Source organism: Methylocystis sp., from assembly GCF_051061225.1.
Classification (GTDB): Bacteria; Pseudomonadota; Alphaproteobacteria; order Rhizobiales; family Beijerinckiaceae; genus Methylocystis.
In genome coordinates this window covers 30,087-52,296 of sequence record NZ_JBPFEB010000149.1, presented here as the reverse complement: position 1 = coordinate 52,296, position 22,210 = coordinate 30,087, and the positions used below count along the sequence as shown (strand labels likewise).

Annotated in this window: 20 protein-coding genes and 1 pseudogene; 8 read left to right on the top strand and 13 right to left on the bottom strand. The window is 56.9% G+C overall.

Going from position 1 to position 22,210, the window contains the following annotated elements; genetic code table 11:
* The first annotated feature begins 186 nt into the window (after positions 1–186).
* The 3 genes from ACR652_RS26185 to ACR652_RS26175 all read left to right on the top strand — a co-directional run bounded on the left by ACR652_RS26185 (position 187) and on the right by ACR652_RS26175 (position 1,492).
* On the top strand, positions 187–609 hold the full coding sequence (locus tag ACR652_RS26185; protein ID WP_434509411.1) for a hypothetical protein: 423 nt from the start codon (positions 187–189) through the stop codon (positions 607–609).
* A gap of 231 nt (positions 610–840) precedes the next feature.
* A complete protein-coding gene (locus ACR652_RS26180) occupies positions 841–1,092 on the top strand; it encodes a hypothetical protein (protein WP_434509410.1) in 252 nt (83 codons plus the stop codon).
* 79 nt (positions 1,093–1,171) lie between these two features.
* Positions 1,172–1,492: a hypothetical protein gene (locus ACR652_RS26175; protein WP_434509409.1), complete on the top strand. Its 321-nt coding sequence runs from the start codon at positions 1,172–1,174 to the stop codon at positions 1,490–1,492.
* 105 nt (positions 1,493–1,597) lie between these two features.
* Here the strand turns inward: ACR652_RS26175 and ACR652_RS26170 are convergent, their stop codons facing one another.
* Complete coding sequence (locus ACR652_RS26170) at positions 1,598–2,626, bottom strand: tyrosine-type recombinase/integrase (RefSeq protein ID WP_434509408.1); 1,029 nt, start codon at positions 2,624–2,626, stop codon at positions 1,598–1,600.
* Positions 2,627–3,213: 587 nt separating this feature from the next.
* Between ACR652_RS26170 and ACR652_RS26165 the strand changes: the two genes are divergently transcribed.
* Positions 3,214–4,056 (top strand): Hint domain-containing protein, encoded by an 843-nt coding sequence (locus ACR652_RS26165; RefSeq protein ID WP_434509407.1) that lies wholly within the window; start codon positions 3,214–3,216, stop codon positions 4,054–4,056.
* Between the two features lie 253 nt (positions 4,057–4,309).
* Here ACR652_RS26165 and ACR652_RS26160 read toward each other — a convergent pair whose 3' ends face one another.
* Positions 4,310–5,353 (bottom strand): linear amide C-N hydrolase, encoded by a 1,044-nt coding sequence (locus ACR652_RS26160; RefSeq protein ID WP_434509406.1) that lies wholly within the window; start codon positions 5,351–5,353, stop codon positions 4,310–4,312.
* A 380-nt stretch (positions 5,354–5,733) separates the two neighbouring features.
* Here ACR652_RS26160 and ACR652_RS26155 point away from each other — a divergent pair.
* A pseudogene (locus ACR652_RS26155) lies at positions 5,734–5,820 on the top strand (transposase); the annotation flags it as partial.
* Between the two features lie 524 nt (positions 5,821–6,344).
* Positions 6,345–6,533: a hypothetical protein gene (locus ACR652_RS26150; protein WP_434509405.1), complete on the top strand. Its 189-nt coding sequence runs from the start codon at positions 6,345–6,347 to the stop codon at positions 6,531–6,533.
* Positions 6,534–7,362: 829 nt separating this feature from the next.
* On the opposite strand, the gene ACR652_RS26145 is transcribed toward ACR652_RS26150, so the two are convergent.
* The 7 genes from ACR652_RS26145 to ACR652_RS26115 all read right to left on the bottom strand — a co-directional run bounded on the left by ACR652_RS26145 (position 7,363) and on the right by ACR652_RS26115 (position 16,798).
* Positions 7,363–7,584, bottom strand: coding sequence for a hypothetical protein (locus tag ACR652_RS26145; RefSeq protein WP_434509404.1), 222 nt, complete (start codon positions 7,582–7,584; stop codon positions 7,363–7,365).
* Entirely contained in the window at positions 7,581–7,949 is a 369-nt protein-coding gene (locus ACR652_RS26140) for a hypothetical protein (RefSeq protein ID WP_434509403.1), read from the bottom strand. The genes ACR652_RS26145 and ACR652_RS26140 overlap by 4 nt, the downstream gene beginning before the upstream one ends.
* Before the next feature lie 2,561 nt (positions 7,950–10,510).
* Complete coding sequence (locus ACR652_RS26135) at positions 10,511–11,938, bottom strand: PASTA domain-containing protein (RefSeq protein ID WP_434509402.1); 1,428 nt, start codon at positions 11,936–11,938, stop codon at positions 10,511–10,513.
* A 27-nt stretch (positions 11,939–11,965) separates the two neighbouring features.
* Positions 11,966–12,295, bottom strand: coding sequence for a hypothetical protein (locus ACR652_RS26130; RefSeq protein WP_434509401.1), 330 nt, complete (start codon positions 12,293–12,295; stop codon positions 11,966–11,968).
* A gap of 291 nt (positions 12,296–12,586) precedes the next feature.
* Complete coding sequence (locus ACR652_RS26125; RefSeq protein ID WP_434509400.1) at positions 12,587–13,081, bottom strand: nuclear transport factor 2 family protein; 495 nt, start codon at positions 13,079–13,081, stop codon at positions 12,587–12,589.
* A gap of 506 nt (positions 13,082–13,587) precedes the next feature.
* Positions 13,588–14,667 (bottom strand): GlxA family transcriptional regulator, encoded by a 1,080-nt coding sequence (locus tag ACR652_RS26120; RefSeq protein ID WP_434509399.1) that lies wholly within the window; start codon positions 14,665–14,667, stop codon positions 13,588–13,590.
* Positions 14,668–15,253: 586 nt separating this feature from the next.
* Complete coding sequence (locus tag ACR652_RS26115) at positions 15,254–16,798, bottom strand: PAS domain-containing sensor histidine kinase (protein ID WP_434509398.1); 1,545 nt, start codon at positions 16,796–16,798, stop codon at positions 15,254–15,256.
* Positions 16,799–17,618: 820 nt separating this feature from the next.
* Between ACR652_RS26115 and ACR652_RS26110 the strand changes: the two genes are divergently transcribed.
* A complete protein-coding gene (locus ACR652_RS26110) occupies positions 17,619–18,137 on the top strand; it encodes a hypothetical protein (protein ID WP_434509397.1) in 519 nt (172 codons plus the stop codon).
* Positions 18,138–18,310: 173 nt separating this feature from the next.
* Here ACR652_RS26110 and ACR652_RS26105 read toward each other — a convergent pair whose 3' ends face one another.
* On the bottom strand, positions 18,311–19,348 hold the full coding sequence (locus ACR652_RS26105) for a medium chain dehydrogenase/reductase family protein (RefSeq protein WP_434509396.1): 1,038 nt from the start codon (positions 19,346–19,348) through the stop codon (positions 18,311–18,313).
* Positions 19,349–19,787: 439 nt separating this feature from the next.
* Positions 19,788–20,411 (bottom strand): hypothetical protein, encoded by a 624-nt coding sequence (locus ACR652_RS26100; RefSeq protein ID WP_434509395.1) that lies wholly within the window; start codon positions 20,409–20,411, stop codon positions 19,788–19,790.
* Positions 20,412–20,741: 330 nt separating this feature from the next.
* On the opposite strand from ACR652_RS26100, the gene ACR652_RS26095 reads away from it, so the two are divergent.
* The gene (locus ACR652_RS26095; protein WP_434509394.1) at positions 20,742–20,951 is read left to right on the top strand and encodes a hypothetical protein; all 210 of its coding nucleotides are present in this window, start codon (positions 20,742–20,744) and stop codon (positions 20,949–20,951) included.
* Between the two features lie 121 nt (positions 20,952–21,072).
* Here ACR652_RS26095 and ACR652_RS26090 read toward each other — a convergent pair whose 3' ends face one another.
* Together ACR652_RS26090 and ACR652_RS26085 are read right to left on the bottom strand one after the other, a co-directional pair.
* Entirely contained in the window at positions 21,073–21,342 is a 270-nt protein-coding gene (locus ACR652_RS26090) for a hypothetical protein (RefSeq protein WP_434509393.1), read from the bottom strand.
* Positions 21,343–21,917: 575 nt separating this feature from the next.
* Positions 21,918–22,172 carry a hypothetical protein gene (locus tag ACR652_RS26085; RefSeq protein WP_434509392.1) on the bottom strand — a complete coding sequence of 85 codons (255 nt, stop codon included), beginning with the start codon at positions 22,170–22,172 and terminating at the stop codon, positions 21,918–21,920.
* Between the last annotated feature and the right edge of the window lie 38 nt (positions 22,173–22,210).

The following is a 22,210-nucleotide window of genomic DNA, read 5'->3' as shown; positions in this document are numbered from 1 at the left end:
TCCCTGCCGCCAAGGGGAGAAGCATCGGTGAGTCGGCGCGCCGACCGGGCTTCCAGGGCATGCCCTGGAAGCCCGGTCGTCACGAAAACTGGGGAATTTTCAAATGCCATAACTGGGGAGATTTAATCCGCCACTGACAGAGCGCGTACGCAACGCCCGCGACGGCCTGAACACGAGGTTCTGACGATGCCGACGCTCCTTCCCATCTTTTCCGGCCTCTGGTCGTTGGCGACGTCGACCCTCGGCATGATACTGATTGCGGCGGTCGTCGGCTTCTCCTCCGGCCATCACCGGGCGAGCGTCGCTTGCACCAAGAGGGAAGCCGAGGCGCGCGCGGCGGCGGTCGTCGCCCAGCAGGCCGAGGCGTCCCGTCAGGCCAAGGCCGCCGACGCCATCGCCGCCACCGACCGCGCGCGCCTCGCGGCCGGCGCCAAAGCCGACGCCGCCATGGCGGCGGAGATCGACCGCCTGCAATCCGAACTCGCCAAAAAGGAAGCCGACCATGTTCCTGCCCCAGCCGGGACGAAGACCGCTGTCGTGGATCGCTGCGACATCGACGCTGATTTCGCTGGGCGGGTGCGCCAGCACGACGCCGCTGGAGCCCGTTAGGCCCCATCTGCCCCCGCTGGCTGCGTCCTGCGCGCGAGCGGCCCTTCCTGCCCCGCAGATCGGCATGGACGCCCGGGTCTTCGCGCTGAAGAACCGATCCACGGCGATTAAAGCCAACCGGGCGGTCCTCGCCTGCCAGCAATTCTATTCCGACGTGCAACGGGAATTCAGCGCGGCGGAATAGCGACCCCGCGCCGGGGCGGATCCCCGGAAACCCAATGGAGGCGACAAATGGCTTGGTGGAATGTCTTCCGTCGTCTCTCCAGGCTCGAGCACAGAGAGGAAACGATCATGGCGCAAATTGACGATCTCAGGGCGGCGCAGGCACGCCTGATTGAAGCCAATAGGCGGTTGATCGCCAAGGTGGGCGAGTTGCAGGCAGAGCATATTGGACCAGCGGAATTGGAAAGTCTGATCAATGACGCGAACCGCGCCGCCGATAATGCCGAGGCGGCAGCGCCGCCCCCGGTGGCTGCGCCTTAAGTGAGCCCCGGTTGATCCTGAAAACGAAGAGGCGCGCTCGAAGTGCGCCTTTTGCCAATAAAGTCGGAGCCCGCGAAGGATGAGCGAGAACGATCTGACGAGGGAATGCGTCAAGGAAATCGTCGAGGGCGCATTGCGCGAATTCGCCATCCAAACCTTGCCAACAGCAATAAAGGAGGCGATGGCCGACAAGATTGAGGTGACATTCGGACTGGATTGCAAACGCGCTGAGGAGCGGGAAGCTATTCGCGCGGATATGAGCTTCCTTCGGACGCTGCGGGAGAAAGCAGCAAAGGGAGGGGAGAAAGTCTTCCTAGTCGCTGTTGGCTTCCTCGGAACCGGATTCCTCTATTGGACCATCTCCAAGATTTGGCCTGATGGGCAGAAATTTTTCCACTAAGGCGGACGCGCATCGGGATCCCGACGCTCGGAACCTGACGGGGGCTTGTTCAATGGGCACCCTGAAAAGTAGGCGAGAACCGCAGCGATACCCTTGTATTAAATTTCATCCAAACCCGTCCGGATGCGAGCACTCCGCGGCGTTCGAGGCGGACATGCACTCACAGTGCTGCGCCCATGCGTCCAAAAGCTCTCGCCGTCTTTGGAGAGCATTGTCGGGCTGGATGATTTGCTTTGTCTTATCGCCGACCCCCTGCGCCAAAACCGCATCTACATCCGCGCAGGCGAACCCGATCTCGTCCACCGCCCAGTCACGGAACGCGGAGCGAAAACCGAGGACCGTGGCGCCTTCAAACTCCAAACGACGCAGCAGCATATCCATTGCTGTGCTCGAGAGGGAGCGGCCGGAGCGATGCCCCGGAAACACATATTCGCAAGCCCGCGTCTCGGACAGCCGGTCAAGAATTTCTGCCGCTCGACGCGAAAGGGGTACGCGATGCTCTCGCCGTGCTCGCATGCGTTCTGCCGGGATTACCCACAGCTTCGCGGGTGTGTCGATTTCATCCCACCGCGCCCCGAGCGCCTCAGCCGAGCGCACTGCAGTCAGGATTGTGAACTCGAGCGCCAAGGCCGCGACCGCCTCTCTCTCTCTTAGCTGGGCGATGAAGGCTGGAATATCGCGGTATGACATACCGGCGCACTGCCCACGCGGCTGTAGGAGGCGTGCAGGCAAGAGCTTGTCGAGGTGGCCGCGCCAACGGGCAGGGTTATCCACATTCCTTGGAAAATCGCCCCGCACTCGCGCTGCCTCCAGCACGGCTTCAATCCGGCGGCGAAGCGTAGCCGCCGTAACCGGAGCCTCGTACCACAGTGGGGTGAGAACCGCTAGCAATGCAGCCGTATCTATCTCGTCAACCGGCTTGGAGCGGAGCGGCGCAGCTAATTTGATAAGCGATGTAACCCACTGCGTGCGGTTTTTCTTTATTTGCCATCCTTGGCTGCGAAAAAAGTCATCGACACAATCCCCAAAAGTCAGCCTGCGGTTCTTCTGCGGCTCTGCGCAGCGCGCCGCTGCCGGCGTCTCGTTCACTGGGCTCTTATCTGCGTTGACTGTCCGCAGCGCTTTCTTAGTCATGTTGCACGCTGTGGCAAGAGTTTAGCTTTTCGCCCATTTCGAAGACCTTGGACCGCGATTCGTTCGCCAGTTCAAAACTTAGCCAAGGCATTAGAGTTCGTCGGCCACATCTCGTCCTCCCTTGCCGGCACGGCCCAGCGTCTTCCAAAGCAAATCGCGCGCTCGCCAGCGCGGTACAAGGTTTTCCAGGCATCTCTCTTACGCATCGACATATCGTTCGCTTGCATCGGCCCTTGACAGAACTCAGGCCTTGGGTAAGTAAGATTAGCTACGTGGAAATACCTAGGCAAACGGAAGGAATACAAGAAACAGTAAGTAACGCAGAGTGTTACTGTTCGTTACGCTTAGCCTAATACTTCCATCCTGCCGCCTAATTCGATGGCCGAAGTCGGGCGCAGAGACTCCGCTCCGTCTCAGCGGAAGCAAAGGGGACCGCATCAGTGCGCTTCACAACTCAGGCTGCGCGCAGCTCTGAGAACGACGGCGTGCGGGCGCAGTTCTCATTTTCAATGTCGAGAAAGGAATCCATGAGTATGAGCGGTCATATACGTGAAGAATCGACGGACCCCCTACGTAGACGTCGCTTTTTGGCCATCGCAGGGCGCAACGCATTAGCGATTGGCGTTGTCGGAGCCTCTGCCGCGCTAGCGCGGGTCGATAAGGCCTTTGCAGATCATGGCGATAATGGAGAGGCTAACGGCTGCGATAACGGATTCGCCTTTGGCAACAAGCATTGCTCATCCGGCGGCGGCGTCACGCCCAACAGCCCCGGAAACTGCTTTCTGAAAGGCACGCGGATCCTCACGGTCGACGGCGAGCGGAACGTCGAAGACCTTTCGATCGGCGATCTGCTGCCGACCGAATTCGGCGGCGTTCAGCCGATCCAGTGGATCGGACATCATCGCTATCGGCGCAGCAATCCCGAGAAGCCGTGGGTCGAGGACGTGCGGCCCGTCCGCATCCGCCGCGGCGCCATCGCGGCTGGCGTCCCGCATCGCGATCTCTGGGTGACCGGCGGGCATGCGCTGCTTTTCGATGGCATGCTGGTCCGGGCAAGACAGCTCGTGAACGGAAAGACCATCGTCTCCGATGCGGCGGAGGGAGTCGACGAGCTCGAATATTTCCATATCAAGCTCGAAACGCACGACGTGATCTTCGCTGAGGGCGTCGCCTGCGAAAGCCTTCTCGACGTCAGCGAGACCTTCAACAATTTCGCCGATTATCTGCGTCTCTACGGCGCGCCCGAGGCCAATCCTCAGACGTGCGCGCCCGTTCTGTACAACGGCGCGCGCGCCGAGATGCGTGAGCGTCTGCGTGTTCTGGTGGCTCCATGGCGGGGGCCTTGCCGCCTCGACGTTATCCGGGATCGGCTCGCGGCGCGTGCCTTAGCGATTGACTGCGGTCTGGCTGAGGTTTCGCAACTTAGCTAATCACGTCGTCATAGTGGAAGCGGCGCCGTATCGGCACAACGGGGACGCGCGCCCAATTAGCCCTGCTCGCCGCCAAGCATCTAAGCTTGGCGGCGAGGTTTCAAGCCGGCCTTCTACCGGCAGCGGACACGAGTAATCGTATGCTCGCTAGACAGCCGCGATGCGTTCAAATCCAAAATGTCTCCCGATTTCACGAAGAGTTTTGGAACAAGGCAACCCGTGTGCTTTCTGTAGCGACTATCCCCCGCCTCCCTCACTGTCCGATGAACTTGAACGGCTCCGCCGGCGCGAATTTGTCGGAGGCCTCGCCGAAAATCGTCGGATGCCCCTTCAGATCCAGCTTCGCCGGCTTGCCGCCCGTCGCCGTCAGCACCTTGTCCAGGTCGACCCAGAAGATCGACGGGCTGTAGGACGACTCGAAGAAATACCGCTTCGCGTTGGCGTCTGAGACCGTGCGCCAGATGGTCGAGGCAATGTTGGGTTCCTTGGGGTCGGCGAGGCCGAGCGGGACGGAAAGCGCGCGCACCAGCGAGAAGACCTCCGCCGTCGCGAGCACTGGGTCCCCCTTCACCTTGGGGGCCGCGTCGAGGTTCCAGCTCATGCGGGCAAAACGGTCCGAGGCGCGCGCCGTGCCCGGCAGGAACTCCAATCCGCCGACGGTCTTCCAATAGGCGTTGATGGCGAGCTGCTGGGCATAGGGCGGTGAATTGGTCATCACCCTATATTGCGGCCCGTGATGGATGACGAGCTTGCCGCCGATATATTCGAAGATCGCGCTGTCGCCGGAAGCGTCGGCGAGCGAGAGGTGGCCTGCCGCCTTGTGGCCGCCCGGCAGGTCGGGCGCGACGAGAACGAAGGGCTCCTTCTCCAGCGCCTTCACCGCCTCGGCGACCGTGGCGAAATGGTCGAGCACATATTGCGCCCAGGCGCCTATCGAGAGCTTTGGTTTTTTCGAGACCGTCGCGTCGCCGTAATCCGCCTCGACCAGGTAGAGCACATTGGCGACGAGCCCGGCGTCATTAATCCCGTCGACCGACGCGAGATTGTAGAAGGAGCTGATCACCGAGCCGTGCTTGGCGGCCCATTTCAGCGGGGCGTCAGCGACGCCGCCGTCGCGACTCATGCCGCGCGGAAAGGCCCAGAGATCAGTGTGGGGATCCACCATCCAGTCCATCGTGCGGCCGACGATGTAGGACGGGTCGCCCGTCTCGTAGAGGATCCGCGTGCAGGCTTCCGCAGGCGCCCCCGCGAAGGCGAGGGAGGCCCCCAGAAGTAGGTTCAAAACAAGTTTTCTCATATTTCTTTTCTCCATAAGGCGCGCCGCCGCCTCGGAGGGTTGGCGGCCGCCAAGTTTTACAACCGCACTTATGTTGAGGCCAAGACGACGGCGCAGCGCCGTACCATCGACGAGCCGCCCAAGCAGCCGCGATCACGTTCCAAATCCAGCCCGTGATCCTTGGAGTTCGGGGGTGTTTTTCGGGCCAATTCCGACTGTAGAGAACTGACTTCAAAGGATAATTCACGGCCTGTCACGCCGGAGGTCGCGGGTTCGAGCCCCGTCTCTCTCGCCATAAAATCAGCCTCTTCTTGCAGAAAAAATCCTCAAATCGTAGGGCGCTGACTGAAAGGTCATCCGCGGCCTGGCGAACGAGGCGCTTGCCGCCCTGGCTGGGGAGCCGGCCGTCCATCCCGCCTGAGAAGCTTTTGCGAGCCATGCTGCTGCAAGCCTTCCACTCGATCCGTGCGGAGCGCCAACTCATGGAGGCCGCAATCGCTCCTGCATTCGAGGGTCCGCGATGACTGCGCAGACCCTCATCGGCACGGCGCAAACAGCCGGCCGCCGCCATCCTCTGCCGCCTTCGGGAGATCGCCTCGACCCCCTGTTCGAATTTCGCGGATTTGCGCGCGGTTGCCCGTATCCGGTTGACGCCCCCATCGGCTCCTGGGTTTAACCCCCACCGGGTCGCGGAGGCTTATGGGCAACCTATTTGCGGCGAGGGTTCGCCGATGACCGATAGTCCCACCCGCCTACGCCGCCTCGCCGACGGCAGGCGCGCAAGGACGCGCGGGGCTGGCGTGATCCACAGCGGGCCGATCCATCAGCTACAACGGCTCAGCAGCGCAGTCCGATGCGAACGCCTTTGGCGCGATCGAGTCCACAATCTACCTTGGCGGCAACAACGGGTCGAACATGCCGGCAGGGTGGTGTCAAATTCTTTCGATCTACGACAAGCGGCTTTCGGATTCGTCCCTACAGGCGAAATCAGTCGTCAATACAGGTCCATGACATGCAAGACATCATCTTCTCAGCCCCAAGCGCAGATTTCCTTGCTTCTGAGGCCCGGCGTCTGGGCTTTGTGGATAGCACCGGCGCCATGGTCGTCACCGGCTCATTTGAGAACGGAAGTGGCAGCTGGTTTCTCAACATCATTGGCGCCGACAATCTCCCCGCATTTAATGCGGAGATCACCCAATAGGTGTTCTCCGATGAACTTGGCGGATGGACTTCTGACGGTGTTACGCTGGCGCCGGCGTGGGTCGGTGACATCGGCATGATCGCCTAGCCAAAATGTTGAAGGCGGGGCGTGGCGCTGGCCATGGCGCAGGCGCCGGCCCTGGTCGCCGATGCGCAGCGGAGGCAGTCGTGACGCGCTACGCGGCACACCAACGAGGGGCAGGACGGATCGCGGTGCTGACCTAACGAGCCGCCCCTACAGGCCGCAAGATGACACATCATCCTCCGACTGCATTTCCCAACCGGCTGAACAAAGCGATATTCGTTGAAAGCAGCGGCGGGCGGGACATGGATTCTGGCGAGTGGGAGATTTTTGCTGAATTGTCACACGTATTTCCCACAGGTTGCTGGGCAGACAGGATGGCGCCAATTTTCGGTGCGCGCCGAAGCTTCCAGCCTCCGATGCGTCGCCTGGATTTCAGCACAGGCGTGCTGGCGGCCCTTTTTGGAGCCTCGGGCCGCCAGCGCTCTGAGAGTCTCGGAGGGGAAAAAGGAATGCGGCGCTCGTCGATCAAGAGCGGCGCGCTATCTGGCAGGAATGCGAAAACCGAGGCAAACCCCAGAAGAAGCCGAGGCCAAGCGTGCGTATCTGACGCGCGGCCAGCGGATCCGGGCCGGAACCGTTCAAGGCCTCTTCGAGACTGGAAGCAAGAAAGTGCGCCCCGACATCAGAGAGCTGATTGACGTGGCGGTCGAGAAGAAGCGATTGAGCTAAAGGCAGGCTCAAGACCGCCTAACCTTGCTTCCGTGAACCTTATTTTTGCCTCGTGCGGCCGAAGACCCGGTTTGCGCTAAAACGGCCTGCGGCCGCGGCGCGAGGATGATGGGCCAGCATCCTTGCCCAACAGGTCCAGCGCATCCTCGGCGATTTCACACGGCTCGTCCTGCCCGTTGCGATCTCCGGCGACGGCTACTATGGCCTGCCTCAGCACGGCTTCGTCTATCTGCATGCCGCGATCCCCGGCCAGGCGGGTTGCGACACGGAATGACTCCTCGATCAAATCCTGGTTCATTGCCCGTCCCCCTCGCTTAGGTCGGGCGCTGGTCCCGCGGGCTTCGCCTTCCTCAACCTCACCTCGGGCCCCTCGCCGTTTCCGAGAAGGAACTCAAAGTCCGCCACTTCGCGCGCCCGCTCATAATTTGCAGCGATACGCATGAGGATCGCGGCGGCGAGTAAACCGTCCTCGCCGAGATGCATGCCTGCAAGGCGCTCGCCCGTCTCCTTGAGCTTCGTGCGGAAAAGCAGCCAATAGACGTGCCCGGTTTTCATGCCGGTGGCGGCGCCGATCTCCGCCGCCGAGTGGCCTGCCCCAGCGAGATAGGCCGCTTTGGCGAGGCGCATGGACGCGTAGGGGATAGGCTTTTGTGATTTTGCCATGGCGCACCTCCGCCCCCACCATAGCGGCGCCCTTGTAATGCACAAGTTGCGGGCGTAAATTGCTCCCAGCATATCCCGATGCCGACGAAACGCCCGGACCTCGGATGGACAGGCCGGGCGTTTTTCTGCTGATTATCGGTTCAATGCGCCGGAGCCCGCGTTTTTACCGCCATTGAACGCAACGGCGATGGCCGAACCCGTGTCTAAAATTCCACCGGCGGGTCCATTTCATGCATCGAGCCCCCGCGGGGACGCCGTGCGAAATCTGCTGGATCGGCGGCGACATAGAAGCGCCGCCGTCACCGAGATCGGCCGCGCTGGAAAGGACTGCGGAATTCGACGGCATCGCCGCGAGAAGAATGGCGACTGCGCCGAACATGGGCGCCTTGATATTAAAACGCATCGATGTTCTCCCTTGAAATGCTCGCCTTCGTCGAGGCAGGCCTTAAGGCATTTAGGGCGCTTCGGCCAAGCTGGGAGGACCGGGAGGAAAGTGGCGCAGATCAGGAGAAACCTCTCCCGCAATCGACATATCGGCGGCGTTTTTTCGATCTGGAAAAGAAAAAGCCCGGTTGGGCCACCGGGCTAGAACGGGAAATCCCTGGGAATAGGTTACCCGAGGGAATACCTAAGGAGCCGCCCGGGATCGGCAAGGCCAGGCGGCGGATGCATCTGCGGGAAGATCTTCATCCAGGTCCCTTCAGCCGCCGTGTGGCTCTTGGATAGCAAAAGCTCGGTGTGTGGAAAACGCCCAGACGAGCAAATCCCGGCTCGCTTCATGTGCTTCAAGCCAAGTTAGGTGGTTGTCATCGCCCTGATCTTGGTCGAGGCGCCACCTCGAAATGCACATGTCCGCCAGCCTCTCGTCTGAGAAGTTAGCGAAAGCCTCCATCCTTGGGACGCAAACAGTCGAGCTGCATGCCGTCAACCAACGCTCGGCAATGTCCAAGCACCGTATGCATGCCATCGGGGATGTGTCGGGTTCCGGGGCACAGGTGGCCATTGGTCCCTCCCTTAAGGGCCGCGGACGATCGCGACGGGAGATGATGCCCTTTCTAGCACACTTCCATGTCGCATCCATGTCGCACGGAATCGCCGTCCGGCCCCCTGAAAGCTCCGCAAATGGGTCCGCGATTTTTCGTAGATTTTTTCGAATTGCTTGATTTTACTGGTGCCGCAAGAGGGATTCGAACCCCCGACCCCATCATTACGAACTAAGCCAAACCCTGACCGTTTCATCGCGAGACGTGGCGGGAGAGCATCGTGAGAGCGAATCCGGTTACGTTACGTTTATTTAGGGACGCGGTCAGGTTCGGTTTTTATAGCTTGAACTTCAGCTGACGCCGCATCGAAGTCTAGCATTTCGCAGATGAGGTGCAGTCTTTATCTTAGCAATTACAGCTTCACTCGCCGTCCCTCTAACCGAGTCAGCGAGTGCTCAGCCCTCAGCTAAGAGTCGGTCATCTGCCAAGCCCCTGATAAAGGAAACCGGCGGAGCGGGGAACGGTTAAGCCTCAGGGACCTTCATCAAAGAAGCCGGTGACGGCCGTCGCTGGAATAGAGGTTATTCCGGAGGGACTTTGGTGCGACGGCGGGAACCAATGTCGTGGTTCCATTTGGAACTTCTGGGAAGTCGGGGAAGTGAGAGAGATTGATGGGCCGACGAATAATAGTAACAGTGCGCTCGTTAGTGGCATTGAATGCAAGCGGTCTTGGCAGAGTCACCAGACAACAGGTCTATCGGGCTAATAATGACCGATTGAGCCCGCGCTGCATTCATATGCCACCGTAGCCTCACTGGCAGCCGTTGCACCGCCAGAAATCCTCCTCAGAATCGAGGCGCCAGGCGCAGAAGATGCAATCGCGCTGTTCCTTTGTAGGAAACTTCAGCGCCCCGCTGCTTGAATGGAATTACCTCGATTGCTGATCATTTCATCTGCGGGGGTTTTGGCGACTGAAAACACCTTTATTTACCTGCTCTCTTTATAAGAAAAAAGCCAACCGGATCGGATCGAATGGGAACACCGGCTAGGTCGAAATCTGGCTTCGCATCAGGCCCTCGAACAGCTCGCACTGTCCCCTTCACACACAAGACCCTAGCTGCGCCGGCGCTGATCGGAAGCTCCGGAAAAACCCAGCCGACGAGTTCGTAAACTACTCCCTTCGTGGCTCCCTCGCTACTGCACGCCGTCGCTTCGAACGTAAGGAGACTATCTCCCTTTCGAGCAGAACCTCTAGCGGAGACGGGCAGCTCAACTCCTGGACGAAATACGACGCGTCCATCTAAGCTGTACCCATCCGTCGCCTTGAATGCTTGACCGCAGAAGAACTCGCCTGTGGCCCAATCTTTCGCGGTAACTGTCGCTTCTGTTGACGCCGGACCTTCATCCGGCTGGGGAAGGATCAAGAAACTTTGATAGGCCCAGTCCTGAAACTCAAATAGGGGGAACCACGCTGTCTCATCGGTCATGACTGTTTTCCCTTTTCTCTATCAGTTCCTGATCGCTTAAAAAGGTCCGAGACATCGAGCTGGTTGCGAGGAAAGTTACGCCCCAGGTGTCCTAGATCGTTATGCGGCGGCGCGTTCCGCCATCTCTCGAGACGAGAGGTCCGTTATCTTGTTTAAGAGGACAAGTAGTGATGGTCACTATGCTCCCTTCCGAAACGGCTGTTCCGACCGGAGGAGATACGCTCAGCACTTTGAAATCTCCTGGGGTAACTGCTGCTTGAACTTGCTGCGAGTGCAAACCGTTGTTTGCCGCTAAGCTAGTACACTCGAGAAAACTTTTGCAATTTCCAAAATCCGGCACCAAGACTATTTTTGCCCCTCTGGGCGCGGGCATTGGGTCCGGCATGACCAGTTTGGGAAAGGCCTCTCCCCTCGCCTTTGCAAATTCAGCTGGCATCTTAGCCTCTTCAGGCGAGTTCATAGCCGCACCGGCGCAATCCGCGATCAACTGAAAATCCTCTTCGGCATCCCGCGTAGCTTTAATGATGCTTCCGGTATCTGGTCCCTTGGTGAAGTCAAACTTCGAAGAATTTTGTCTAATAAAATCCAGCAGATTAATCTGATCGAGAAGGACACTGCGTCGTTTCGCGCAAAAAACGATGATGTCCTGCGCCGTTTGTAGTTGGGCAGCATTGGGCGGAAGAGGGCCGCGGGCAACCTGGATTGGCGCAAGGGTAACGAAATAAGGAATCGCTACTGTATCCGGTGATGTGCGAAAGCTCTCTAGAAAACGATTGGCGTTATCCAAAAGCTCAAGCGGATTTGTAAGATCCTCTATCCTGAGATCAACCGGTCCTCCCTCGTGATACATCTGAACGAAAACTTCACTCCTGTATTTCTTTTGGATGCTTTCTAGCTTTGTCTTAGCTGAGGCTGAAAATAGCCCATAGGAACCTTCTAATTCTCCTGAAATGTCCTGCGATTCATCCGATGAACCGGTGTCAATACGCAAGACTCCGACGAACAAACCGCCGCGCCCGATGCCTCGGACAAACATATTTCCGTACCGAGATGCGAACAGATCTGACCGATTGACGATTTCCGCCGCAGGTGATGTCAAAACCGGGTCGTCGATTTGTAGGAAAGCAAGCTCCACGTTGACCGTAATGCACATGAAAAGGGAGTTAGTCTGAACCTTGGACTTCTTCGCGAAATTGAACCTTGCTGACACTCCTGCACCAAAAGCAGCGCATCCATAACTAGCGTCAACGTCGATACCTAAGGCTGTTTCTAGCTCGCCTGTAGAGTGGACACGCTGAATCTCGATATTCACTTTGGCGCCAGGGCTATCGCGCACGGGTGTGACAGCCCCTTCCACTGATAAGCCCATCGGGCTACCAGAAGAAAGGTCAGCTCCTATACCAAAGTCGTAACCGCGAAGATATGGGACTGTCACTTGTCTGATAGCCATTTTGGACCTCGCAAAAATGATTAGCACCTCTAGAAAAGTTCGCGGCGGCTGCGGCAACAACAAGTTCACCGGAACTGCTTCCAAGTCTCGCAATTACTAGTCTGAGGTACTTTGCACCTTAAAAGCAATATCATATCGGGCGCGACCCACCATGACCCCCACGATGCGGTCGGTATCCATTTCCTGCGTAAGATCGATTCTAATCAATTCATCGTCGGGATCGTAATCCTTTTCCACGATAGTCAGTTCCGTCACGCCGGGTAAAATAGGACGATTAACGTGCACATCTCGAGTCTCGCCGGTGCTGAACCGACCTATTTCAAATTGGTCATCACCCTTGATTCCCACTAGTTCGTCGGAACCTGTAAAATCTTCCTGAGCATTACATGTGACGATTCCAATTGCGAGAAAAGCCGGATGAGACATTAGTGCTCTCCTTCCCTAAGTATCGGTGTCCCGTGGTTATAAATTAGGAATCTTCGATTTGCGTTACCCGCAAACGCGGACCAAAGCTTGCCTGAAAATCCAATCTTCGCAAGGACAAGAATCCCACCTTTTCAGACAATCTTGCCGTACTATGGTCTGCTCTACCGCGGGTGTTTGGCATGTTCCCGATAGAAATAGAAGCGGCCGGCTTCTGGAAAGAGCAAATCAGCTGAAGATGTAGAGGCATTTAAGCCGATGCTTGAGCGCACGGCCACTCTCGTAAAGGTCCAGTTAGTTCGGCGTAAACGCATCCCGGAGATGGTTTTTGACCTTCCGCATCGCAATGAACCGGCGGATGAATTCAAAGCGACCGGCCAGAAATCCGGCAATGCCGCCCAGCGCCTGATTAGCCCAAGAAACCGCGTCGCAATGATCTTTTTGCCCTATTATCCGCCCATTGCTGAAAAGATATTCGGATGTGATGCGGTTATGAACTGGTCTGCGCCGTGAGCCTTTCCCATAAAAATAATGTTCTTCGACACAGCTCTGACCATTTAAGTCGTCAGCGGAAACGCTCACGATGTTCGCTCGCATGTTGCTGTCGACGCCCTGTTGATCTTTCGAACAAATCATGTGCCACATGGCGTAGATCTGCTTCTTGCCGGTCAACGTGAAAGCGATATCCTTGAAGTTCGCATGGTCATCATAATACGAGGCAACTCCATCGGCGTCATGGGCATTGAGCCGATCAAAGAGGTTGCGGAGGAGCTGTTCATTTGGATGCATGGGTGTCTTTCCAAAAGCTTTTGCTCTGAACTTTTTAGGACGCACCTACCAGCGCCGCCTTGGTAGCGACGCTAACGAATCACGTTTATTGGGGGCGGCTCTGGGATCTCCATTTCTACCTCAGTATGGGGCATGTGCTTATGAAGAATTGGTTCAACCAGCTCATCCCACCGGCGTTTGTAGTGCTCCCAGCTTTCTCCGCCTGGATCCGGACCAATCGTGGGGCCATCATATTGAGAGTCGGCCTCCCGGCGAACCTCTCGCCCACGTTCGAATCCCTGTCGGTAGTATGTCATCCATGGCTCGTCGAACGGGGTGCCCGGTTCTGCATCGGGCTGGGAGTATCCCAACTGATATCCGTCGCCAACGCACTTTATAATTCTCTCGTCCACCACGTACCTCCTGCAAAAGACTTCAATTTTAGCTTGGTATGCGCCTTTCCTTCTAGACCGCTTTCTCGGAATGCTCGGCCTAGTTTCTGATCCCCTGCTTGGGTAACGACAAGGTCAACCGATCTCAGTTGATCGGAAACGCGCCCGGTAGTCGGTCGGACTTATATCGTAAAGGCGTTGGAACGTACGCCGCATGCGCTCTGGATTGCCGAAACCGCATTCCTTTGCGATGGTTTCAACCTGCGAGAGGGTCTGTTCGAGCTTGTAACGCGCCGCTTCGGCCCGCGCCCTTTCGGCAAACTGCGCCGGCGTTTCTCCTGTCTCGCTATGGAAGAGACGCGAAAAGTTGCGCTCGCTCATCCCCATACGATTTGCCAGCGAAGTTACGCTCAAATCAGCTGCCGGGTTCGCGAGTATCCATGCCTGCAAATCGCTAAATTCCGGCCGCCGGTCTGACGGCAGTAGCGGCTTAAAGGGATCATGATTATGATTAAGCATTACGGAATGCCCGGAGAACTGTGATTGTCCCCCAGGGCGGCGCGGGAAGGCGACGATCGTCCGAGCAACTGCAAGCATAACTTCTCGCCCAACGTCTTCCTCTATTAGAGCAAGCGCCAGATCTATTCCCGCCGTAACCCCGCCAGAGGTGTAGATATTGTCATCACGTGCGAAAATCAAACTTGCTTCAACTTTTGTCGACGGGTAAGCCTTCGCAAGCAGGTCGGAGTACATCCAATGTGTGGTGACGCGGCGTTCGTGCAAAAGGCCAGCCGCTGCTAATACGAACGCCCCCGAGCAGATCGATGCAACCCGCCGCGCTCTTGCCGCAGTCGAACGAATCCACTCAACGATCGCTTCATCTTGGCTCGCCTGCTCGACGCCTATACCTCCGGCGACGACAAGCGTATCCAAGCCATCCTCTATTTCGCTGTAGCGATGAGTGGCGACAATTTCCACGCCAGACATCGTTCGTACGGCCCCCGGGGTGTCGGCTATGATGACGGGTTGGTAGCCCGGTTCTGCTGTCCGCCCAAGTCGTGTCAGCCAGTGGTCGGCAAAGAAAAACGTCTCGAAGGGGCCGAGCACATCGAGGACTTCGCAGTCCGGAAAAACTAAGAAGCCGATGCGGCGGAAGCGCCCCACCTCCTTCCTCGGCAGCGGTGCAACGTGCCCATTCATGCGGACGAAATCCATCTGGTATTGATTAGATCAATTCACCTCGGATGTTCGCGCGCGGACTCATTTCGCACAAGGACAAATTTCCCACCTTTTCGGCCAGGTGCTGGATATCGGCCAGCACCGCCGTAAAGCCCAGAAAGGCGGTTGAAACGCCTGCCCAAGCCTCAGCATCAGGGGGTGATGGGAGAGGGAAACAGCTTTGGAGAAAAGCAAAGCGTGTCTGTTATTTGATGCATCCGGAAGGTCCTGGAAGAATCAAAACCGGCCCCATTGGCGGTTCAATCCACTGGTTCCATTTTGAACTTCAGTGACACTGGAGGACGTGAGCTACCATCGCTTGGAAACCTTGCCCCATCATTACGAACTAAGCCAAACCATGACAGTTTCATCGCGAGACGCGGCGGGAGAAAATCGTGAGAGCGAATCCGGCTACGTTACGTTTATTTAGGGGCACGGCGAGGATTCGCAATGCAAAGATTTCGCTACGCTCTCAGTAAAAAACATCGCGTGCCAGCCAAGGCCACGACGAACGGGGACGGCCGGAGTTGAGACAATTAAGCCTACTGCAGGACCGCCTCAGACAAAGCCATTTGGAAGCCCGTTAAAAAGCTAAATTAGGCAGCTCGTGTAATGCGCCCACGGCGCACGTATCGTGATCATGGTCAAAGACTGGCAGACTAACCACGAAGGCACTGCCAAGACCAATCCCCTCGCTTTGAGCCTCTACCGCCCCACCGTGCAACTCCACCAAAGCCTTAACTAACGTGAGGCCGATCCCAAGTCCTTCGTGTGAGTCCTTAAGTCTGTTGTCCGCCTGCGAGAACGGCTCAAAAATGCGCAGTAGCATTCCTTCAGGTATTCCGACCCCGGTGTCTCGCACGGTGATGATCGCTTTGCCATGCCGACGCACTGCCGTGAGCCAGATTCGGCCTCCCGGGTTCGTATAGCTAGCGGCATTGTTGAGGAGATTGGTGAATATCTGTTCAAGACGTACCGCATCACCGTCCAGCAGGAGAGGCTCTTCCGGTACTTCCATTTCGAAGTCGTGTGCTCCGCAATCTATCGTTGACCGGACTGTTTCCGCGGAATGCCTTAGAATTTCCGTGAGATCAATGCGCCTTTTCTTGATCTCGAATTTTCCGTTCTTGATTCTGGAAACGTCTAATAGGTCATCGACTAGTCGAACTAGCTGATTAAGTTGTCGGTTGATGACCGGAAGCGCCCCGGATTCGAGCTTTGCAACCTTTCCTGACACAGCCTCGTTCCAGAGGACATAGGTCGCACTTCGTATAGCCGCCAAGGGATTACGAAGCTCGTGGGCCATCGTTGCAATAAACTGATCCTTGCGGCGGGCGCTTTCTTTCATGACTTCTTCAGCGCGCTTTCGGTCCGTGATATCCCGCACGAAGGCGCGCATTCCGAGCAATTCTCCGCATGGGCCGCGCTCTGGCCACGCTCTGATGCTGATTGGGATAACCGAGCCGTCTTTGCAGATATATTCCTTTTCATATTCGCCCGAGTCGCCGCCACCCAAAATTCGGTCTTCGACAATTGCGGCTTCCATTTGCCGCCATCGAAAGGGTGTAAGCTCCTGATAAGACATTGTTTGCAGCTCATCAAGGGAATAGCCAACCATGCATTGAAAGGCATCGTTAGCGTCAAGAAACTGGCCTCCCAAGTCTACCAGGGCAATCCCGTCTCGGCTTGTTTCGAATAACTTGCGGTATCGCTCCTCGGTCCGCTGAAGTTCTTTCATTGCGGCATCGCGCAACCGATCCGCTTCAGCCTGGGTTTTGGCCTGACGCTTTTGACGAATACGCTCTGCAACAAGGCTCATTGTGAGCCCAAGAGAGACAAAAATAACCCAACGAATTTGATCGTCGCGTACTGCTATCTCAAGCGAACCAGCAGGCTCCAAGAAGAAAAATGCTACCGCCAATGCAGAGCCGATCGTTGCGACCGCGCCTGGTCCGGGACCGGCAATAACTATGACAATTAAAATTGCCAGGAAAAAAGGGACGAATGGGCGAGGCGCGAGAAGGACATCTAGCCAATGCCTGATAAGGGCGGCTATCACTATGGCGAAAACTGCGGTTCCGTAATTCAGCAGCACGCGCAGCCCATTGGGTCTTCCCGAATCCGTCATGATCTACCTGCGACTTCGATCGTGCAGTTGGCGATTGACTGACCCTTTTACCGGATTTTTGAAGTCCGAGCCACAGCCTTGCTTGATCTTAACAAGGACGCAGATGGAGGCGTCTCGGGCGGGAGCCTTTCAACGGTCGCGCCAGGTGGGTCTGCGGGAAATCGATAACCATCCGCCGGCATCAGGGACTTCGGGTGTATCCGCCCCGACCGCAGCATAGAGAATTAAGCCAAGTTCCGGCCCCGCCCAGCAGCCCTCGATGAATAAGGTTGGGGAAGTGGAGGCGATTAAGCATCAGGAAGCCACGAAGGTCGCCGGTGACAGCTATAGCTGGAATGGTGCCTAAAATGCCGGAGGGAGCTTTGGGGCGAAGGCAAAAACCACGCCCAAGCCCCTTATGCTACTGGGAAATCAAATTGCGTCAGTAATTGTCTTCGATAAAGGGTTTGTAACGGTAGATGTAGACAGGGGGCTGTGTATGTGGTGCCCAAGGGGCTGCCCCCCATCCGGGAGGAATGACGATCACGCCCCCCTGCGGAAGCTGATATCGCGCCGGTGGAACTAGAACCGTAGGATTAAACTCAAACAGGGATGAGAGGTCCTGTGTTCGAGTGCTTAGGTCCGACAGACCAGCGCGGCTTATCGTAGCTCTGACAAGCGGCGTGATGAAACTCATCGCAGCCCCACCAGGGCGAGAAGCCGAGCCGTTTCAGAATCCTTGAGCTCGACGCCGCTACGAGTGCGATTTTATAATCAACGGACATGATTCTTCGCTCGCTCAACCATTGTCTTGCTTTCGTCAAGGCAGGAGCATACCGTTTTGACCGAAGATTTGGCCAACTTTCACGCGAGGGCGCTGCGTATGCCTGCCAATACTACAGCAGCTAAAAGTGGTGCTTGGTTTTCGTCATTGCCGTGGAAGGCTAAAATTCCCTTGATTTTTGGCCCGCCAATTGTGGTCTTTCTTGCAGTTACTGCCTTGCTGAATCTGTACAATTACTCGGTAGGGACACGGACCGGAGTTATCAGCAAGCTTTCCACAAAGGGGGTCGCCTGTTGGACAAACGAAGGCCAGCTCGCACTGCCCAATTTCACCTCTGGAGGGCCGCGCGGCAACGTCAACATAGACAACACATTCGCCTTTTCCGTGCCCGATCAGGCTGTGTGGAAAAAGTTGCAGGCGATGCCATCGGGAGGCCCGGTAACTCTTGAATACCGCCAGAAGCTTTTTTCGCTGGCTTGGCCTGTTCCTTTTTTCTGCCTCCGCAAAACAGAATATGAAATCGTTGGCGCGAGACCTGCGCCAGCTTTTGAAATGCAGGCGCCAGTTCGACCGTAATACCTGGTAGCGAGGTTCATTACTCGGCCGCACGGAGATTTTGCGGCTCTCGGTAGTGCTCCACCGGCGCGCTCGCGCCCGCACCTGAAGCTTAAACCAAACCCTGGAAAGCTCATCGCGATTCAAATACACCGGCCGTCTTCCCCACGGCCTTCCAGCCGCTTCCGTGCGCCTCAAGATGAATCGCAAATCAGAACAAGCTTGCCCTTCACTGATCCCTGTCCGAGCAATTCGTGTGCGCCGTGAGCCTCACTCAGGGGAATGCGCTCGGCGATCAGCGGCTTGATTTTCTCTTCACGGAGCAGATCGAGCAACGCACTCAAATCTTCGCGAAACCAATCAGGCTTCCACCGCTTGAGGACCTGTATGCTATAGGGAAGAACGCGTCGTCGGCCGGGTGAGAGGAAAGCGCGGAGCGCATGCCAAGCCGGTCTCAGCAAGCCACGAAAACGGTATCGCAAACCACCTGCCAGCTGGCCCGTTTTCAGAAATGAAGTAAAGCCGTAAACGACGACACGCCCACCCGGCCTCAGAGCGTTGAATGAGCGCCAAACATTCGCTTCGCCGACACCATCGAAAACGATATCCACGCCTTCGCCCGTCAAGCGGTGAATCTCAGCAACAAAGTCGATATTTTGATAATCGATAGGCGTCGCGCCCAGATCAGATACTGTCTGATGGGCTGCCAGAGATGCGGTGCCATACATTTCCAGACCCATCAGGCGGCCAAGTTGCAATAAAGCCGTGCCGACTCCTCCCGCGGCGCCATGAATGAGCACCCGCTGACCTGGCGAGACGTGCGCCACGCGATGCATCATCTGATAAGCCGTTACGTAATTTAGCACGAGGCTAACTACTTCGGCGGGATCAAGGCCATCTGGAACAGGAGTGAGTTCAGTCTGCGAAAGGCAGATGTGCTGGGCGTAGCCGCCATGGATCGGCAGAGCCGCAACCATCTGACCGATCCATGCTCTCGAAGCGTCCTCTCCAACCTTTTCCACCACACCCACGATGTCCCATCCAGGCGTGAATGGAAGGGGCGTCTTTTCCGGATGAAGCCCCTCCCGCATCAGCATTTCCGCGAAGGATACGCCGGCAAAGAGCACTCTCACCCGCACCTCGCCTCGCCCTGGCTCTGGTGCCTCTTCCTCTATGGTTTCTAAGACCTCTGGGCCTCCATGATGCCGAACGACGATCCGGAGAGATTTCATGGCTGGACCTGTCCCGGTTGAACCTGTCCTGTGCGATAGAGCCTCCCAACGGAAAAGAGGTATTTCCTAGAAAGTAGGAGGGGGCAGCTGTCGCTCATGAATAGCCGCCAGGCCGTAAAAACCAATGTGCGGCGTAGCGGTTGTCCCTCAGCGTAACACGAGCGTCGGTATAGTTCCTGGAAATCCTCCAAGGCCGAGACGAAGCCTTCAGCATCCCTCCGGTTTTGTCAAATTTTCAGGGATTTCCCTCCTCCCTTGATACTCGGCGCTCTCAATGGGCTCGAAAGGCTTTAGGTGAGCTATTTCTGGGCACCCCAGGGACTCGTTCGGTCGAATTGAAATTAAGCAATGGCGATATCAGCCGGAATAGTCCGCGGCATCGCCCACGCTTCCGAACGGTTGCACGTTTTCCTGGGTTCGAGGGATCCCATTCTTTCGACTAGGGCCCGCCTTTTTCCTTCTTCATGCGCCTTGCGGCTTCGCTTTTGAGCCAGCGCCACAAGTCGAGCGCGTGCGGCTTCGCCCATCCGAAGAAGGCTTTACCCAACCGGAATAGAAGGCTCCCTGTCGTTTTTCCCAACTCAACCGCTCGGTCGAACCAAGGCAGCAACGGGCTGTTCGGCGGGATCTTTGCTCTCACCCAAGCAACGCAATTTCTGACGATCTGTAAAGCAGCACGCCCAAACACGCTCCAGGGGGCCTCAACTGGCGCGCGCTCCATAGCATCGCGAAATCTGGCGAATTCCGCAGCGATTGCGGCGCTCTTGCGTCTCTCTTCCTCCAGCTGGCGTGAAAGCTCTGTGGCGTGGGCAGTTTCCTGTTCCGCGTGACGCTCGTTGTCCTCGGCTCTCTTGGCTTCGTAATGCTCATCCTGCCGGGCTTCGGCAACCTGTCGGCCCGACTCGTCAGTTTGAAATGCCATCGCCTCGAACTGGGAAAGCACTAGATCCCGTTGCTCAGTCACATCACGTAAGAGCGCCAGCAATTCATTGCGAGTCAAATTTTCGTGCTCAATGTCTGCCGACGCCTTCGGAGCGAAATCGTTGGTCAGCTTCGCCTCCATCGCTTGGAAAGCACGGCCTCAAGGTGTCGCCAAGGCCCTTAAATAAAGACGTAAGCGCCATTTGCCACCCCACTCGCCGCCAGCGGTTGAGATTTGGCGCTTGGAGTCAGGGAATTTCACGGTTTTCATATCCGAGCCCTACGGCGACAGTCTGCAGAAAATTGTCAAGGTTGCGGCAACGAGGAAACTCCCAAGCGGCTTGGCAATAGCCTACTGCGGCAAAATGCGGGATTGCCAAGCTTTGCGCCTAGATTAGCCTACGCAGGTCGATCCGCAAAAAGCGAAACGACATCACCCCGAACAAGGTGACTAAAGAGGAAGGGGAGAGCCATGGGAACGCAGGACTTTGTCGTCACCGATCAGGCGTGCGTATGGTTGTTCGAGCCCCTTACCGAAGCTGCCCAACGGTTCGTCCGCGAAAGGCTAAACCTCGATGAGTGGCTGTGGCTAGACCGACGCTTTGCCGTCGACTACCTCGCAGCAGGGGCGCTCACTGAAGACCTTGAGGATGAGGGATTTTTGGTCGTGACGAAACACTGAGCCGTTATTCGGCTATCCGCCACTGGCGACAACGAGTATGCGCCCCACGCCGAACAAATCTGCGCGGGGCGTTTGTCTTTTGAGTTAAGCCCTGGCGGAGAGCTTGGTCTCCGTGAGCCATTTAGTGGGCCGTTGCGTCCTTTACGCATTTTTTTACGAAGCTGTTTTTCGCAGCCCCGTGCAGCTTCTTTTCAGCTGCTGAAGCATCACAGGAGCCTTGAGCTGCGTCCCGCTCGCATTTCTTTATGAAGCTATTCTTCGCGGCTCCTGCCAGCTTTTTATCAACAGCCTTGGCGGAGCAGTCATCCGAAGAAGGAGCCGCCGCTTCCTGAGCGTAGACCGTGCCTGACAATAAAATTGAGCCTAGCAGGGCGATCGCAGCGGTTTTCATAGGCCACTCCTTCATAAAGATTTCGATCAATAAATGGGGCAAGCAAGAGCGCGGTCTACCATCGGGGAAGAAAGCCTTCTTAAGGGAGGGGAGGGCGATTTCCTGCGAGATTCATCAAGCGCTAAATTCCCCGAAGTCTTCCTTTATGCCTCAGTCTCAGTTGGACAGCATTTTCAGACAGGCCCCTGCGGCTTGCGCAGTCTTCTTTGCGCTGAAGATGCTAAGCTGACCCGAACTCACCATGCTTTCCGTTATCTCTGTTACGACTGCTCTGTTGTCGCCTCCCCGGTGCATTTTCCCCACAGCGGCGTCATAGATCGATTTTGCGTCCGGCGAGAGACTCGCAGAGCAAGCATCCGCAGATTGGCGGTCAGCGAATGCAGGGGAACTGAGAAACATAAGCGCAAATGCGAGGCCAATTTTCTGCATAGGGTTCTCCAGATGTCCAGGTAAACTCGATGCTACAGCTCAGCCTCGTCTGTTACAATATGCAGATTTGGGAGGCGTGTGCGAAATCTGCCTCCTCAGTTCGATTTTGAACGGACGACCCCGGTAGATCGCGGGGCGCTCATTTCTCAGAGCTGGTAGATGTAAGAGACACTGACGCCGTACTTTTTGGCGATCTCGGCGACAGGAACCCCAGCCTTCCTATCGTTCTTCAGTTGCTTTCTGAAGCTCGCTAATTCTGCGCCCGAGCGGCGGGTTCTCTGGGTAGCGCCCCTTTTGGCGCCATTGCCCCTACCATTTCCCTTTTCGGCCTGCTCGAGGAGCTCGCTCGCTATCTTGATAATTTTCTTCAGCTCGTTCTGTTGCTTTGCGGTAAGCGTCATCTGTATTCCCTTTTTCAAACGACCGCACACAATCTGGA

Bases quoted from the DNA above. Each gene is read 5' to 3' on its own strand.
- ACR652_RS26185 (WP_434509411.1), top strand. From the start codon at position 187: ATGCCGACGCTCCTTCCCATCTTTTCCGGCCTCTGGTCGTTGGCGACG.
- ACR652_RS26180 (WP_434509410.1), top strand. From the start codon at position 841: ATGGCTTGGTGGAATGTCTTCCGTCGTCTCTCCAGGCTCGAGCACAGA.
- ACR652_RS26175 (WP_434509409.1), top strand. From the start codon at position 1,172: ATGAGCGAGAACGATCTGACGAGGGAATGCGTCAAGGAAATCGTCGAG.
- ACR652_RS26170 (WP_434509408.1), bottom strand. From the start codon at position 2,626: ATGACTAAGAAAGCGCTGCGGACAGTCAACGCAGATAAGAGCCCAGTG.
- ACR652_RS26160 (WP_434509406.1), bottom strand. From the start codon at position 5,353: ATGAGAAAACTTGTTTTGAACCTACTTCTGGGGGCCTCCCTCGCCTTC.
- ACR652_RS26150 (WP_434509405.1), top strand. From the start codon at position 6,345: ATGCAAGACATCATCTTCTCAGCCCCAAGCGCAGATTTCCTTGCTTCT.
- ACR652_RS26145 (WP_434509404.1), bottom strand. From the start codon at position 7,584: ATGAACCAGGATTTGATCGAGGAGTCATTCCGTGTCGCAACCCGCCTG.
- ACR652_RS26140 (WP_434509403.1), bottom strand. From the start codon at position 7,949: ATGGCAAAATCACAAAAGCCTATCCCCTACGCGTCCATGCGCCTCGCC.
- ACR652_RS26130 (WP_434509401.1), bottom strand. From the start codon at position 12,295: ATGTCTCATCCGGCTTTTCTCGCAATTGGAATCGTCACATGTAATGCT.
- ACR652_RS26125 (WP_434509400.1), bottom strand. From the start codon at position 13,081: ATGCATCCAAATGAACAGCTCCTCCGCAACCTCTTTGATCGGCTCAAT.
- ACR652_RS26120 (WP_434509399.1), bottom strand. From the start codon at position 14,667: ATGGATTTCGTCCGCATGAATGGGCACGTTGCACCGCTGCCGAGGAAG.
- ACR652_RS26115 (WP_434509398.1), bottom strand. From the start codon at position 16,798: ATGACGGATTCGGGAAGACCCAATGGGCTGCGCGTGCTGCTGAATTAC.
- ACR652_RS26105 (WP_434509396.1), bottom strand. From the start codon at position 19,348: ATGAAATCTCTCCGGATCGTCGTTCGGCATCATGGAGGCCCAGAGGTC.
- ACR652_RS26100 (WP_434509395.1), bottom strand. From the start codon at position 20,411: ATGGAGGCGAAGCTGACCAACGATTTCGCTCCGAAGGCGTCGGCAGAC.
- ACR652_RS26095 (WP_434509394.1), top strand. From the start codon at position 20,742: ATGGGAACGCAGGACTTTGTCGTCACCGATCAGGCGTGCGTATGGTTG.
- ACR652_RS26090 (WP_434509393.1), bottom strand. From the start codon at position 21,342: ATGAAAACCGCTGCGATCGCCCTGCTAGGCTCAATTTTATTGTCAGGC.
- ACR652_RS26085 (WP_434509392.1), bottom strand. From the start codon at position 22,172: ATGACGCTTACCGCAAAGCAACAGAACGAGCTGAAGAAAATTATCAAG.